11 protein-coding genes and 1 pseudogene are annotated in these 14,888 nt (G+C 71.7%); 5 read left to right on the top strand and 7 right to left on the bottom strand.

The window, feature by feature from the left end:
- Positions 1-221 precede the first annotated feature (221 nt).
- Complete coding sequence (locus ABZ924_RS25695) at positions 222-1,097, top strand: hypothetical protein (protein ID WP_361914189.1); 876 nt, start codon at positions 222-224, stop codon at positions 1,095-1,097.
- Positions 1,098-1,185: 88 nt separating this feature from the next.
- Here ABZ924_RS25695 and ABZ924_RS25690 read toward each other — a convergent pair whose 3' ends face one another.
- Positions 1,186-1,998 (bottom strand): DMT family transporter, encoded by an 813-nt coding sequence (locus ABZ924_RS25690; RefSeq protein ID WP_361914186.1) that lies wholly within the window; start codon positions 1,996-1,998, stop codon positions 1,186-1,188.
- A gap of 80 nt (positions 1,999-2,078) precedes the next feature.
- Here ABZ924_RS25690 and ABZ924_RS25685 point away from each other — a divergent pair.
- The 3 genes and pseudogenes from ABZ924_RS25685 to ABZ924_RS25675 form a co-directional block, all read left to right on the top strand.
- Positions 2,079-2,531: pseudogene (locus tag ABZ924_RS25685) on the top strand (MurR/RpiR family transcriptional regulator); the annotation flags it as partial.
- A gap of 166 nt (positions 2,532-2,697) precedes the next feature.
- Positions 2,698-2,844 (top strand): hypothetical protein, encoded by a 147-nt coding sequence (locus ABZ924_RS25680; RefSeq protein ID WP_361914209.1) that lies wholly within the window; start codon positions 2,698-2,700, stop codon positions 2,842-2,844.
- Positions 2,845-2,933: 89 nt separating this feature from the next.
- Positions 2,934-3,791, top strand: a complete 858-nt coding sequence (locus tag ABZ924_RS25675; protein WP_361914183.1) for a class I SAM-dependent methyltransferase — start codon at positions 2,934-2,936, stop codon at positions 3,789-3,791.
- A gap of 64 nt (positions 3,792-3,855) precedes the next feature.
- On the opposite strand, the gene ABZ924_RS25670 is transcribed toward ABZ924_RS25675, so the two are convergent.
- The 6 genes from ABZ924_RS25670 to ABZ924_RS25645 all read right to left on the bottom strand — a co-directional run bounded on the left by ABZ924_RS25670 (position 3,856) and on the right by ABZ924_RS25645 (position 13,217).
- Entirely contained in the window at positions 3,856-4,287 is a 432-nt protein-coding gene (locus tag ABZ924_RS25670; protein WP_361914180.1) for a hypothetical protein, read from the bottom strand.
- Between the two features lie 683 nt (positions 4,288-4,970).
- Positions 4,971-5,939, bottom strand: coding sequence for a 2,3-diaminopropionate biosynthesis protein SbnA (gene sbnA, locus ABZ924_RS25665; protein WP_361914177.1), 969 nt, complete (start codon positions 5,937-5,939; stop codon positions 4,971-4,973).
- Between the two features lie 63 nt (positions 5,940-6,002).
- Complete coding sequence (gene sbnB / locus ABZ924_RS25660) at positions 6,003-7,040, bottom strand: 2,3-diaminopropionate biosynthesis protein SbnB (RefSeq protein ID WP_361914174.1); 1,038 nt, start codon at positions 7,038-7,040, stop codon at positions 6,003-6,005.
- Positions 7,037-8,110 carry a TauD/TfdA family dioxygenase gene (locus ABZ924_RS25655; RefSeq protein ID WP_361914171.1) on the bottom strand — a complete coding sequence of 358 codons (1,074 nt, stop codon included), beginning with the start codon at positions 8,108-8,110 and terminating at the stop codon, positions 7,037-7,039. The genes sbnB and ABZ924_RS25655 overlap by 4 nt, the downstream gene beginning before the upstream one ends.
- Positions 8,107-10,656 (bottom strand): amino acid adenylation domain-containing protein, encoded by a 2,550-nt coding sequence (locus ABZ924_RS25650; protein WP_361914168.1) that lies wholly within the window; start codon positions 10,654-10,656, stop codon positions 8,107-8,109. The genes ABZ924_RS25655 and ABZ924_RS25650 overlap by 4 nt, the downstream gene beginning before the upstream one ends.
- Positions 10,653-13,217, bottom strand: coding sequence for a Pls/PosA family non-ribosomal peptide synthetase (locus ABZ924_RS25645; protein ID WP_361914165.1), 2,565 nt, complete (start codon positions 13,215-13,217; stop codon positions 10,653-10,655). The genes ABZ924_RS25650 and ABZ924_RS25645 overlap by 4 nt, the downstream gene beginning before the upstream one ends.
- Before the next feature lie 832 nt (positions 13,218-14,049).
- Here ABZ924_RS25645 and ABZ924_RS25640 point away from each other — a divergent pair.
- A complete protein-coding gene (locus ABZ924_RS25640) occupies positions 14,050-14,853 on the top strand; it encodes an aquaporin (protein WP_361914163.1) in 804 nt (267 codons plus the stop codon).
- The last annotated feature ends 35 nt before the right edge of the window (positions 14,854-14,888 follow it).

Raw genomic sequence — 14,888 nt, 5'->3', positions numbered from 1 at the left:
GCACCCGCTGAGCCGAACAGCGATACCGAAGGCCCCGGTGGCCGGCCTCCCCAGGCCGGCCCCGGGGCCTTCGGCCTTGCGCCGAAGGCAAGCGGGGTTCCCGGCCGGCGTCCAGGACGCAGGCAGAATTTATTGAACGCGTTCAGTCCGTCGGGCAGAATGGATCCGCGCCGCCGATCTGGCCGACGCGTGCGTTTCGCCGTGCCACGAGGGGGTTGGCCGTGCATCAGAAGAGGTCGTACGGCCGGATGCTGCTTGTTTCGGCGCTGGTGGGTTGCCTGGAGGTCGCGCTCGCCGTCGTGGTGGTCCTCCTGTACGTCCGGACGCAGCCGCCGCCGGAAACCCCGGTCGACCACACCGCTCTGCTGGCGGGTTTGCTCTCGTTCGGTGTGATCGTCGGCGTCATCGCGTTCCTGCTGTCCTTGGTCTTCGTGCTGCCGGCGGTGGCGTTGGCAGACTTGATCGGCCGCCGGATCGGCGGCCGTGAGGCGTGGTGGTGGGTGCCGCCGGTGGTGGCGGTCCTGGTGGCACCACCGATCCTGGCCTCCGCCGCGTACAACCGGGTGGAAGCGCGGCCCGTGGTCATCTTCTGGGCGGTGGCCACAGCCGCCCTCTCGCTGGGCGGCCTGGTCGCCCGGCTCCGGCGCCCGGGGCTGGTCCGGCACGTGGCCCTGTGGGGCGCAGCGGTGGTGGCGGGAACGGGCCTCTTCGGCGCACTCGGACTCACCGCCGGCCTGCTGCCCGCCTACGAGCCGCCGGCGATCGGTGCGGCGACCATGCCCGGCACCTGGATTGACCACACAAGCGGAACGCTGGTGTTCACCTCGGACGGCCGGGTCACGGCCTCCGGCGTGGGTGAGCACGCCCGGGACGACCACCCCAGTGGCCCGTCGCGGCGGTGCTCGGGCTCCGGCACCTGGTCGTACGAGCCGGGGAGGGACGTCTGGACCCAGGAAGTCCGCATCCGCGTCGCCGGGTGTTCCTGGCAGGCGTGGAGCGTCGGCGGCACCGACCGGGAGCCGCGGCTCCTCCAGCACGTCGGCCACCCGGGTTCCGGGAAGTCGTACGCGCTGCGGAAGGTCGTGACCGGTCCCTGAGGTGAGGGGCCCGCCCGGATCCGGCGCCGGACCATACCGGGCTGCCCGGTACGCCTCCACGCCGCCCACCGAGCCGGGCCCGCCGCCCTCAGGAGCCGCCCGCCAGCTGGAGCCCCGCGATGCCCGCCAGCACGGTGATGCTGGCGGTGATGCGGCGGTGGCCGAGGCGTTCGCGGAACACGACCGCGCCGATCAGGGCGCCGAAGACGATGCTGGTCTCCCGAAGTGCGGCGATGGTGGGGAGGTCGCCGCGAGACTGCGCCCAGACGACGAGCCCGTACGCCAGCAGCGAGAGCAGTCCGCCGGCCAGGCCGCGTCCGCACAGCGGCCGCAGCGCGGTGAGCAGGGCGGTGCCCCGGCGGGCCCAGGCGATGAGTGGGAGGACGAGTCCCCGGCAGAGGAAGAGCCAGGCGATGTAGCCGAAGACGCTGCCGGAGACGCGGACGCCGGTGCCGTCGACCAGGGTGTAGGAGGCGATCGTCACGCCGGTGCCGAGCGCGGCGGCCAGTGCGGGCAGTTGGGCCCGGCCGGGGATTCCGTCGGCGAGGGCGAGACCGGCCAGGCCGCAGGCGACCACCGCGATGCCCAGCGCCTGTCCGGCCGCCAGGGCGTGCCCGAGGAGCGTGGTGGAGACCAAGGCCACCACGAGGGGTGAGGTGCCCCGGGCGGTGGGGTACATCTGGCCGAAGTCGCCGAGCTGGTAGGCGCGCAGCAGCAGGAGTTGGTATGCGACCTGCAGCGCGGCGGAGGCGGCGATGTACGGCCAGGCCGCCGGATCGGGCAGCGGGGCGAGGCAGACGAGGACGGCTCCGCAGCCGGCGGAGGCGAGGCTGATGAGGGTGAAGCCGGCCAGTTTGTCGCGCAGGCCGTGCGTGAGGCTGTTCCAGACGGCGTGCAGCACCGATTCCGCAGCGGGGCGGGGCGGGGCTCGCCGCCCACATCCGGGCCCACCTGTCCGAGCTGCGCGACACCGAGGCACGGGTGGCCCAGGTCGTCCTGGACAAGGGTGCGGAGTTGGTGCACCTCAGCGTCAGCGACGTCGCGGCGCTGGCCGGCACCGCGCCGTCCTCCGTCGTACGGGCCTGCCAGCGGCTGGGGTTCCGCGGGTACCAGGAGCTGAAGATCGCCGCCGCCCGGCAGGCACCGGCACAGGAGCCCTCCCGGGACCGGGACCCGGCCGCCCGCGCCCTGGCTGACACGGTCCGCGCCGCCCGGGAGGCGCTGGACGCGGTGGCGGCGACGGTGACGCCGGAGCGGCTGCGCACGGCGGCCGGACTGATCGACGCGGCACCCCAGGTGCTGGTGGTCGGCGCGGGACTGTCCGGCGCGGTCGCGCTGGACACCGCCTACCGGCTGCGCGCACTGGGCTGCGCGGTCGACGCGCCGGCCGACCCTCTGACCGCGCAGCTGGCCGCCTCGCAGCTGACACCGGCCGGAGTCTGCCTGGCCATCAGCCATACGGGCGCCACGCGCAGCACGGTGGACGCCGCCCCGGGGTGCGCGGCGGGCCGGAGCCAAGGTCGTCGCCCTCACGAGCTACGCCCGCTCGCCGCTCAGCGAGTCCAGCGACTGCACGCTGGTCGCGGGCGGCCAGGACCTGGTGTTCGGACTCGAAACCGTCGCCAGCCGGCTGGCCCACCTGACCGTGGTCGACGCCCTCACCCTCACCCTGCTGGCGCTGCGCGGGGCGCCGGCCGAAGCGGCGCTGCGGATGTCGGCCGACGTCACGGTCGACCACTCCTACTGACGGCCACCGCCCCCGCGTGTTCCGGCCCGATGGTGTTCGGTGCACAGATGGGATGAATCGGCCTCGCCGTTGTGGGGAATCCACTCGCCATGACCGATAACGCCAAGGCCGCCGCAGGCGCCGCGCAGCGCCATGACGACTCCACCCGCCGCTACTACGAGACCGGTGACGTCGACGCCTTCTACGACGCTGTCTGGGGCGGCGAAGACATCCACGTCGGCGTGTACGCCCACGCACAGGAGCCGATCGCAGAGGCCTCGCACCGCACGGTGGAGCACGCCGCGGACCGGGTCGCGGACCTGCTGGGCCCGGAGGCCACGGTGCTCGACCTCGGTTCGGGCTACGGCGGCTCGGCCCGCGCGCTCGCCGAGCGCTTCGGCTGCCGCGTGGTGGCCCTGGACCTCAGCGAGGCCCACAACCGGCGCCACCGGGCCGCCAACGCCCGCCGGGGGCTGGATCACCTGATCGAGGTCGAGACCGGCTCCCTCAACCACCTGCCCTACGCGGCGGAGCGCTTCGACGTCGTGTGGTCGCTGGAAGTCCTGTGCCACGTGACCGACCGTGGCCGAGCCTTGGGCGAAGCGGTACGTGTCCTCAAACCGGGCGGTGCCCTGGTCTTCTCGGACATCATGGCTGCCGAGACGACCCCCGCCGAGGCCCTGCGGCCCGCGCTGTCCCGGCTGGGCGTGGAGACCCTGGCAACCCCGTCGTTCTACCTGGAGCACCTGTCCGGCCTGGGCATGAAGACCGACTTCGCGGACCTCACCCCCCACCTCGCCACCCACTACGCACGCCTCGAGGAAGAGGTACGCCACCGCGCCGACGAGCTGCGGGGCACCATCAGCACGGCCTACCTCGACGACCTGCTGGCCAACCTGCCCCTGTGGACGGACGTCACCCGTCGGCAACTGCTCCGCTGGGGCCTCTTCCACGCCCGCCGCACCTGACCGGTCCGGTCGTAGCGGGGCGCGCAGCTCTTCGCCTGAGTACGGCGGCGACGGATCCAGCGGATCACGACTGGAACACCGCGGTGAGATCCGTGATCACGCCGTTCTTGTCCACCGTCGCGTGGAAGAGGTTGCCCCCGCAGGTGTACGGCTTGCTCGGCTGTTCTCCGCTCTTGCACGCCTTGACCACCTCCCGCAACGTCGCGACCGAGGCCGGCTCGGCCAGCCCCATGCGCTGCGCCTTCTCGTCGTAGGTCAGCAGGCGGATCTTGGCGTCGGCGGCGAGATAGTACGGGCCGAGGGGGAGGTTGGCCTCGAAATACCCGTCATTGTCGACGCCGGGGCCGCACTTGAGTTCCGGCTCGGTGGCGCCCAGGACGTTGAACTCGCCCTGCTTCTTCTCCTCCACGCCGGCAATGCTGATGACGGTGCGGACTGCTGGTTCGAGCAGTTTCCCCCGGTCCGCGCAGAAGTCGGCGGGCGTCCGCACCTTCACGTCGCGCGGTGCGGCGGGAGCTTCGGTGGAAGCGGGGGAGTGGCCGGGCGTGGGACTGGACGCCGACTGGGCGGATGCCGTGGCCGTAGCGGGGGCCGGGGCCGTCTTCTGCGGCGCCTCGGGGGCAGGGGCCGGCGCGGCGCCCTTCCCGTTACCGCTGCTGCACGCCGTCGCGGAGAGGGCAGCCAGCGCGATGAGGGTGACCGCGAGGTGCGCTCGCCTCCGCGTGTGCCGGTGCGTTGGCCCGTGCGTGCCCGCCTGCATGATCCGTCCCCCCGGGTCTCCGTGATCTCAACGGGAAGCTAGCACGCGTGTGCGGTCGGGAGAGGCGACAACCGACTCCGTCCCCGGACCTCGGCTGAAATCCGTTGCCGCAAAGGGAGTTTGGGGGAGGCGATCGGGGACAGACGCCCGGTTGACGGTGGTACGTCTCGCCAGACCGGCGACCGTCGCGGCTGGCGACCGTAGGCGGTACCCCCCTTGTCTCACCCCGGTGGGTACCGTCTGCGGGCCGCCGACACGGCACCCCTCCGTCGTCCCGTCGCAGGCACAGCCCACGGCCGCGTCCGTGCCTCCCCGCAGACCCGGCCCGGCCAAGCCCCCGGCGGCCGCTGACCACACAGCGGTCCCCGGGCCCGTCGGCGGGACGGCGACCGTCCCGCCGCGGTCGTGCGGTCGTGCGGTCATGCGGTCCGGCGCGTCGGGGCGGGGGTGTTGTCGTACAGGGCCTGGACCCAGTTGTCCTGGTAGACCGTGTCGAGGTAGCGCTCGCCGAGGTCGGGCGCGATGGCGACCGCCGTGACGGAGGGGTCGTCGTGCCGGGCCAGCCACTGCGCGGCGCCGCTGACCACCGTTCCCGTCGAGCCTCCGAACAGGAAGCCCCGACGGGCGAGTTGGCGGCAGCTGCGTATGGTGTCGGCTTCCTCCACCATGACCGCCTCGTCGACGTAGGACTCGTCGAGCAGGGGCGGGCGGACTCCCATGCCCAGGCCGGGGATCATACGGCGGCCGGACGGGCCGCCGAACGTCACCGACCCGACGCTGTCCACCGCGACGATGTGCACCGGTCTGTGCCAGTGCCTGAAGTAGCGGGCGCACCCCATCAGGGTCCCCGTGGTCCCCGCGCCGACGAACAGGACGTCCAGCTTCGGGAACCGCCGGGCGATCGCGGGCGCCGTACTGCGGTAGTGCGCACGCCAGTTGGCCGGGTTGGTGTACTGGCTGAGCCAGACCCAGCGGCTGTCGGACGCGCACAGCTCGCGCACGTAGTCCAGGCGCGCGGCCAGGTAGGTGCCGTGGGGCTCCGGATCGTTGATGACGTGGACCTGGCTGCCCAGGGCCTCCATGATCAGCCTGGTCGCCAGGTTGCACCGGGAGTCCGTCACGCACAGGAACTTGTAGCCCTTGCTCGCCGCGATCACGCTGAGGGCGACGCCGAGGTTCCCCGAGGAGGACTCGACCAGGGCGGACCGCGGGGTCAGGACGCCCTCCTGCTCGGCTGCTTCCACCATGGCGGCCGCCGCCTTGAGTTTGACGGAGCCGGCGAAGTTGAACCCTTCGCACTTCAGGAACAGCCGACAGCCGAGAACGGGTCGGAGGTCAACGTAGAGGTCTTCCTCGTTGAAGGCATACGGAGCGGAAATGACGGGCACGTCGGCCTCCTCTTGGCCTGTCCTTCGGGTGGTACGTGCGGGGGAGGGCTGAAGGGATCCGGTTCATCCGTAGCGGGTCACCTCGTGGTAGAAGCCGTCGACGGTCTGCAGCTCCCCCGCTGCGGCGACCCCGTCGTAGACGTACTTGCCGACGGCCAGGTCCAGGATCCCGAGGCCGAAGGGCGAGAACACCACGGGCCGGTCCGGCGGCACCTGCACGCGACCGGACATGACGTCGTCCAGGGTCCCGTGCAGGAACCGGTGGTTCCCGGTGAGCTGCTCGGTCAGGTTCGCGGAGGTCCCGGCGCGCAGGCTGTGGTCGACGTCGTCGACGATGTTGGTGGCGGAGAGGAGGACTTCGGGGGCGAGGTCCCTCAGCGAGATGTGGAGCACCAGGGGGCAGTGGTCGAACCAGGCCGGGTCCTCGACGTGCGGCTCGCCGGCGATGGTCGCGAAGACCACCAGGTCGCTCACGCGGATCAGCTCCTGCGGGCTGTCGTGGACCGCGATGAGCCCGGTGGAGCCCGACTGCTCCAGGTAGGTACGGAAGGAGGCCGCGTTGCGGGGGGACAGATCGTGCACGCCGATGGCCTCGAAGTTCCAGCCCGTGGCGGTCAGGAACCCGTGGATGTAGCGGGCGATCAGCCCCGCCCCGAAGAACCCGATGCGTGTCGGCCGGCTGCCGCGGCCGCGGCTGAGCCAGTCAGCGGCCAGGACCGCCGAAGCCGCCGTCCTCGTGGCGCTGATGATGGAGCTTTCGAGGCACGCGAAGGGGTAGCCGGTCACGGGGTCGTTGAGGATCAGCACCGCCGACGCCCGGGGCAGGCCGGCCTCGGTGTTCTCCGGGAAGCTGGAGATCCACTTCAGCCCGTCGACCCGGTTCGCTCCTCCGAGCGAGGCGGGCAGCGCGATCATGCGTGAGGAGGGGCGGTCCGGGAAGCGGAGGAACAGCGAGGGCGGGATCACGCAGCGGCCCGCTCCGTGGAGGCGGTACGCCTCCTCGACGAGGGACACGATGTGCTTCTCGTTCCCGTCCAGTGCGCGTTGGACCTGCGCGCCCGGAATCACGGCGAAGGGCGGCACCTGTCGTTCGGCAGTCATGGGAGGGTCACCTCGATGGTCGGGTCGCAGTCGGCGGCGCGCCGCGGGTCGGCCATCGCGACCACCACCTGGCGCGGGCCCTGGAAGGCCTCTCGGGCGTGGGCGGTGCGGAGGTTGTCGACCAGCATCAGGTCGCCCGCCTCCCAGGGGCGGCGGACCGTGTGCGCCTCGTAGACCTCGTTGATCAGCTGGACGGTGTCCCGGTCGAGCGGGGCGCCGTTTCCGTAGTGGGTGTTGAAGGGCAGGCCCTCGGCTCCGTACGCGTCGATGAGGAAGTCACGGATGTCGGGGTCCAGCGTCCATTCGTTGAGGAACGCGATCTGGTTGAACCAGCAGCGGCGGCCGGTCTCCGGGTGCCGCAGCACGGCGCTGCGGCGCTGCCGGGTGCGCAGTGTGCCGTCCGGGAGCCACTCGTACGCGATGGCGTGGGTCCGGCAGTGCTGCTCGATGGCGCCGCGGTCGTCGGTGCCGAACGCCTCGGTCAGGGAGGCGCCGATGTCGTTGCCGTACGTGCGGGTCAGGAGCCACCCCTCGCGCAGGAACGGTTCGGTGACCTCGGCCGGAAGGGCGTCGAGTACGGCGGCGGCGTCCGCCACGGTGGTGGCCCCGCCCGTGGTGGGCGGTGTGAGGCAGCCGAAGAGCAGCAGGGAGGGGAACTCGGTGGTGTAGCTCAGTTCGTGGTGCATGCACATCGGCTGGTTCGGCGGCCACGCGGCGGAGGAGTAGACGCCCTCCCCGTGGGTCTGGCGGGCGGCGAAGGCCTCCGTCTCGGTCACCGGGGCGGCACCGAGCTGTCGCAGGGCGCGGCCCACGTCCGCGGGGTCCTTGATGCCGAGGCCTCGGACCAGGACCGCGCCGTGGTCGAGGACCGTGGCGCGCAGAGCGTGGCGCTGCTCCTGCAGCCAGGTGGCGGCGTCGGCCGTGTCCGGGACGTGGAGGAGCACGAGGCTGTCCGCGGGACCGTCGGGGTCCTGCGGGCCGGCATCGGACGGGGGAGCGGACGAGGCCGGGGGCGCCGAAGGCGCCGGAGCCGCGGAGGACGCGGCGGATGCGGATGGTGCAGAGGTCATCGGTGACTCCTGTCTGTCTCGGCGGCGGACGGGTGACCGGCCGTCGCCGCCGGTTCGGGGTCGGACACCATGTCCGGGGGACGCCCGTCGACCAGTCGCGCGAGGTCGGCGAGGACCGGGTGTTCGGTGATGTCCCTGTACGTGATCGCCCGGTCGAGGGCGACCGCGACCCGGAGGGCGGTCAGTGAGGTGCCGCCCAAGTCGAAGAAACGATCCTGCCGTCCGATCTGCTCGTCGGGCAGTCCGAGGGCTGCGGACCACGCCGCGGCGACACGCCGCTCGGCGGGCGTCGCGGGTGGCTCTCGGCGGTCACCGGCCGCGTCGCGCAGTGCGGCTACGCCCGAGGCCGGCTCGGTGAGTGCGGTCAGGGCCTTCGTGTCGATCTTGCCGTTGGCAGTCAGGGGCAGGGCCGTGAGCCGGTGGAAGACCGACGGGATCATGTACGCGGGCAGCATGCCGCGCAGGGCGTCCTGCAGTGCGGAGGTCTCCAGGGGCGCGTCAGCGGTGTAGAACGCTGCGAGGTAGCGGCCGTCCCCGGGCTGCCCGGCGGCGACCACGGCGGCGTCCCGGATTCCCGGTACGCGCAGCAGGGCGTTGTCGATCTCCGCGATCTCGATGCGGAAGCCGTGGACCTTGACCTGGGTGTCCCGGCGGCCGAGGTACTCGACCTTGCCGTCCGGCAGCCAGCGGCCGTAGTCCCCGCTGCGGTAGAGGCGGCTGCCCGGGCGGTACGGGTCCGCTCCGAAGGCGAGCCGCGTGCGCTCGGGGTCGTTGACGTACCCGCGGCCCACACAGATTCCGGACAGCACGATCTCGCCCGGCGCACCCAGCGGCACCGGATTGAGGTACCGGTCCACGACGTACAGGCGCACGTTGTTGACCGGCCGGCCGAGGGGGACTCGCGGGCCGTCGGGCACCCGGTCCATGACCTCGTGGTTGGTGTCGTCCGAGGTCTCGGTGAGGCCGTACGCGTTGACGAGCCTGATTCCCGGCTCGACCGCGAACCAGCGCTCGACGAGCTGCCTCTTGACCGCCTCGCCCGTGACGGAAAGACACCGCAGGGCCGGGAGGGACCACGGGGTCCGTTCCAGGAGGGAGAGGAGCGTCTCGAGGTACGAGGGCACCACCTGCAGCACACTGACCCGGCCGCCCGCGACGGTGTCGAGGAAGCGTCCGGCGTCCAGCACGTCGTCCTGGGCCACGATCAGGGTGCGGCCCCCGGTGAGCAGTGCCGAGAGCAGCTGCCACAGGGAGATGTCGAAGCACTGGGGTGCGGTCTGGGCCACGGTGTCCGTCTCGCCGATGCCCAGGTCGTCGATCTTTGCGTACAGGTGGTTGAGGAGTCCGGCGTGCTCGCACATCGCCCCCTTGGGCTGCCCGGTCGATCCGGACGTGAAGAAGATGTAGGCCAGCGAGTGCGGCGGGATCTCCAGCCCGGGGTCGTGCGTGCCGTAGGCGTCGGCCGGGGAGTGCACGTCGTCGTGCGCGCCTTCCAGGCCGAGGACCACGGTCTCGGGCAGGGTCTCCAGCGCCCGGTCGAGGCCGGCGGCGCTGCCGGTCTCGGCCAGGACGAAGCGGCATCCGGCCCGGGTGAGCATGGTGGCGATGCGGTCGGCCGGGAAGTGCGGTTCGACGGGCAGGTAGGTCCCGCCGGCCTTGAAGACGGCGAGGACGGCGGCGAGCCAGCCGAGGTTGCGCTCGCTCACCACGGCCACCACGTCCTCGCGTCGCAGCCCGTGCGCCAGGAGGGCGTGGGCCAGCCGGTTGGCGCGGGCGTTGAGCTCGGCGTAGGTCCACTGCCGGTCGCCGTGGACGGCGGCGATCCGCTCGGGGTGTGCGCGCACCTGCTGTTCGAAGACCTGGTGGGCCCGCAGGTCGGGCAGCTCCCGGGTGGGCCCGGCGAGTTCTTCGAGTTGGTGGCGGAGTTCCGCGGCGCTCAGCAGGCTCTGGGGGCCGGGAGCCGCGTCCGGGGCGGCTGCGAGCAGCTGCAGCGCGGTGAGGTGGTAGCCGGCGATCCTGGCGGCGCAGTCCGCGTCGATGAGGTCCGTCCGATAGCGCAGCTCCAGCAGGTGCCGGTCGCCCTGCCGGGTCAGCGTCACCCGCAGCGGCGTGCCGGGGTCGGTGCGGGCGTCACCGTGCGGGTCGAACACGATGTCGGGCAGGGGCGCCGGCGTGGGGGGCGTGGGGCCCCGGTGCGCGGTCGCCACCTGGTGCACGTCCCGTACGAGCTCGCGCCACGAGCCGGGTTCGGTCGTCAGGGGGCAGGGGAGCGCGGTGCCGTCGGCTCCGGCAAGGTGTCCGCCGGTGATCCCGTCCTCACCGGACAGTGCACTGAGGACCTTGAAATGGGCCGCCAGCACCACCGTCGTGAAGGGTGTTCCGCACGCGTCCGCAAGTCGGTGCAGGGCCGTGGCGAGCGGGTCGGGCAGCGCGATCCGGTACTCCGCCGTTCCCGGCACCGGTGTCAGGGTCCATTGCGGTAGTGCGGTGAACACGTCCGGGGACTGCTCCGAGGGCCGGACGCCGGTGTGCACTGTCGCGGTCATGACTCCCACCTCCGGGGGGCCGTGTCGGTCCGGCTCAGGTGCCGGGCCGGGTTCCCTCCCCAGATCTCCCCCTGCGGTACGGTCGTGCCCTTCATGAGGAACGAGTCGGGCGCGAGGACCGCGCCGTCCCCGACCGTCACCCCGTAGTGGACGAGGGCGCCGACCCCGACCGTGCAGCGGGCGCCGATGGTGGTGCGGTCGGACTTGAAGGCGCCGTCCTCCTGCGAGTGGCACTGGACGATGCTGCCGGCGTTGAGCGTGGTTTCGTCGCCGATGGAGACCATCGTCCGCTCGGTCAGGTAGCAGCCGTCGTCGAAGACCCGGCGGCCGATGCGGACCCCGAGCAGCCGCCACACCAGCGGCTTGAAAGGGGTGCCGTTGAACAGGCGCACGTACGTCTCCGCCGGGACCTTCCAGAAGCGTTCCCGTTCCCAGAACCGCCGGTCGTAGATGGAGCAGAACAGCGGGCCGGTCGGGTTCCGGGCCGTGATCGCGCGTTCGGTGATGACCAGGTACGCGGTGCCGAACAGCACGACGCAGAGGTTGGCTGCGGCGACGGCCAGCGGGCCGACCACGCCGTATGCCTCGGCGGCCATCGTGAAGAGCAGCGTGACCACGAAGAAGTGGAACCACCGCACCGCCAGGTACAAGGCCATCGTCCCCGCGTTGTGCCGGTTCTTGGCGGGCAGGAGACGAAGCGCCTCCGCGGCCCCGTACGGGCGGCCGTCGGGGCCGTCCGGGAAGTCGACCGCCCCGTCCCTGAAGACCGACCGGGGGATCTCGAAGCTCGGCGAGCCCAGCAGCCCCACGCCCTGCCGGATCTCCCCGTCGACCGGCACCATGACCTTGGTCGCGAGCAGGCAGTTGTCGCCGGTCCTGCCCCGGGTGGGGTACGCGATCCGGTTCCCGAGGAAGTTGCGCGGGCCGATCGAGACCTGGGACACCCGGAAGGACGTGCTGGAGAAGTCGGCGTTGTTGACCGACAGCCCGTCGGCGATCACCGTGCCGCTCCCGACGGACACCAGGTACGGAGTCTCCTGCCTGACCTCCGTGCCGAAGTTCGAGCCGGTCTGCTCGACGGGGGAGAGGCGGTAGCCGATGGCGCCCAGGTAGTGGACGATCGCCGAGCTGTCACCGAACAGCCTCGTCAGGAAGCGCCTGTTGGTCATCAGCGTGATCGCCCGGTACACGCCGAAGTGGAATCCGTACAGGGGGTAGACGCGGTCCGGGGTGAGGGCGCGGTTCAGCAGGCGCGGCACCGTGGTGACCACGAGGAGCGCGAGCGCCAGGCCCCCGAAGAACCACAGGGCAGTGGCCGCCAGGGCTTCGGCGTAGAACGCCCAGCTCGTGAGCGCTGCCGGGCCCGGTGCCACGGTTGCGGCGAGCTGGGGCGTGTGGGCCAGGACGAAGCCTGCTCCGGCGGCCGAGAGGGGGAGGTAGACCAGCAGGACGACGAGGACCTGCGCGACGCCGTGCAAGGCCCGTCGCAAGGTACCGCACCGGGCCGGGCCGACCGCGAGGAAGTCCGTGTCGGTGGGCTGCCCGGGGGATCCGTGCCAGTGCTCGCCGGCCGGTATCGCCTGCCCGCTGTGGAGCGCGGAGGCGTGGCCGAGCTGGGCGCCGTCGCCCAGCGACGTACCGATGTCGAGGACGGAAGCCTCTCCGACCACCGCGTCCTTGCCCACGGTCACGGGGCCGGTCTCGATCAGCCCCTCATGGGCGCGGTAGCAGGGGAAGTACGTGTCCTTGCGGATCACCGCCCCGTCACCGATGACGAGCAGGTCGGTGCAGACGGGCATGATCCGGGAGAAGATCGTGACACCGCGGCCGATCTTCGCGCCCAGGGCCCTGAGGTAGAGCACGTACAGCGGCGATCCGATGAAGAGGACGAGCGGGCTGGAGCGTATGAGTGCCCGGACTGTCCAGAAGCGGAGGTAGGGCAGGCTCCAGACGTGGAGCCGGCGGGGCTTCCACCTGCCGACGAGGATCCACTTCGCGAGCACCGGGAACACGCACAGGAAGGCGAAGCCGGCCGAGCCGATCAGGACGGCGCGTATGTACTCCTCGGCTGCGCCGCGGCCGGCGGCCACCCAGGCGTATCCGCGAGCGGCGGCGATGACGACGGCGCTGGAGTACACGAGGAAGGCCAGGAGCTGGAGCGCGCCGCAGACGACGTAGTGGGGCCCGCCGCGCGCGAGGGGCGCGGAGGATGCGGCAGGGGCCGCGGGCGCGTCATCTGCTGCATCCGCTGCAACTGCTGCCTCCGCAACGGCCGTCACCAGAGCGCTGATCGTGCGGTGCCGGTAGACGTCCCTGATGGACACCGGCGGCAGTTCGCCGTCTTTCCTGACCAGTGCACAGAAGTGCGCCATGACCAGGGAGTCGGCCCCGAGCTCGTCGAAGAAGTCGGCGTCCACCGACACGGCGTCCACATGGGTGACTTCGGCGAGCAGTCGGCCGAAGGCCTCCTCGACGGCGGCGGGGGAGTGTGGTGGCCCGCCCTCCAGGTCCGACGCCTCCTCGGTCGGGGGGCATACTGCGCTGACTTGCTTTCCCGTCATCACCGACTCCCTGGGTCTCCTACGCCTCCCCCTGCCCTAACCTGTATTCGAAGCAGAACCGCCAAAAGATTGCATTAAACGCGAAAAATGCACTTTTTGGGCCAAAATACAGGCCATGGGTTCCGTAATGCGGAATAATCTTTTCGAATCGCACGGGAGGCGCAACCCCGCGCCGGCTGAGAGGGGCTCTCTGTGGGCCCCTTGGCGCCATCGCTGTCAACGGGCGCCGGGCTGTCTACGGCTTCGAGGAGCCGGCTGAGACGGGCAGAGCCCGGCAGCGCTGGACGTTGAGCAGAGCACTGCCCGGCGGCGTGAGTGTGTAAACGACCCCACTTCCGCGCCGGGTCAGTGGCGATGAGCCCAGCTTATAGCGGAGAGCGGTGACCTGCTCGCTGGCGGTGTGTGAAGAGGGAGGCGGCCAGGAGCAGCCTGCCAACGCCCAGTTCGACGGGCCCGGTCGGCTCACCCTGACCGACCGCCAGAACCGGAAACCGCCACCTGACCAAGAGGTCTGTCGTGGAAGGCGGGGGTCATAGGGGTGCGGGCGTGCTGATAGGCATTCATCCGTCGACCGACTGGCCCGACGGCATGCCCAGTTCGAACAACCGCGGATACGTCCGGTCGGGCGTCGCCGCCCGGCGTGTGCGCGTACTTCCGGGCGGGGAATGGCGCACGCTTCCTCGACGCGCAGCATGCGCAGACCTGCGCGCGCAAGACGAGCCGATTGGCGGGAGGAAGCATGGGCCCAGGCGAGACGGGTGACGGGCCGGCCGGTGAACCCGTAACGGACACGAACGCGGACACAAACGCGGACACGAACGTGGAAACGAACGTGGATACGAACACGGACGCGGACTTGGATACGGGCCCGGGTCCCGCGCCGGTGCAGGCCGCCCCGGCCGAATTCCGCGGCCACCCCCTGTACGAGTTCGCCCTGACCGCGACGCTGATGTTCAGCGTGGTCACGGCCGTACGCTGGGTGCTCGACCCCACCTCCCCCCTTGCGACCGCCCACCTCAACCTGGGTCTGACCCTGGTGGGTGCCGTGGCCGGGGCCCTCGTCTTCGGACTGATCCGCTCCCCGTGGGGACGGCGTTCGGGAGCGCACATGAATCCCGCGGTCACGTTCGCGCTGTGGCTGCTGAGGGCCTTCCCCGGCCGGGGCGTGGCGGTGTACGCCGCCGCCCAGCTGGGCGGGTCGGTCGCCGGGACGGCCCTGGCCCGCCTGGCCTGGGGGCCGGCGGTTGCCCGGGTCAACTACGCGGCGGTGGCCGCGGCGCCGTCGTGGAACGGCTGGGCCGTCTTCGCCGCCGAAGGCGGCAGCCTGCTCGTGGTCACCCTGCTGATCGGGTTCTTCCTCGCGCACCCGGTCCACGACCGGTGGCTGCCCTGTGCCCTCGGGATGCTCGTCTGGGCGATCGTGGCCCTTCTGGGCCCCTACAGCGGCGGCGCCGCGAACCCTGCCCGCCAGTTCGGTCCGGCACTGGTGTCCGGATCCACCGCCGCCCTGTGGATCTACCTGGCGGCGCCACTCGTCGGGGCCGCCCTGGGCGCCGCCGCCCACCGCCTCCTCCAGCGGAGCCGGCCGTACACCCGCCGCTCCCGCCGCGACCCGGCCTCGGGGCGCTCGACCTGAGAAAGACCTGCGCACACCGCACCTTCGGTCGTCGT

The organism is Streptomyces sp. NPDC046876 (genome assembly GCF_040645035.1).
Classification (GTDB): domain Bacteria; phylum Actinomycetota; class Actinomycetes; order Streptomycetales; family Streptomycetaceae; genus Streptomyces.
The sequence above is the reverse complement of the archived record's forward strand: the minus strand, read 5'-3'. Positions and strand labels throughout refer to the sequence as shown.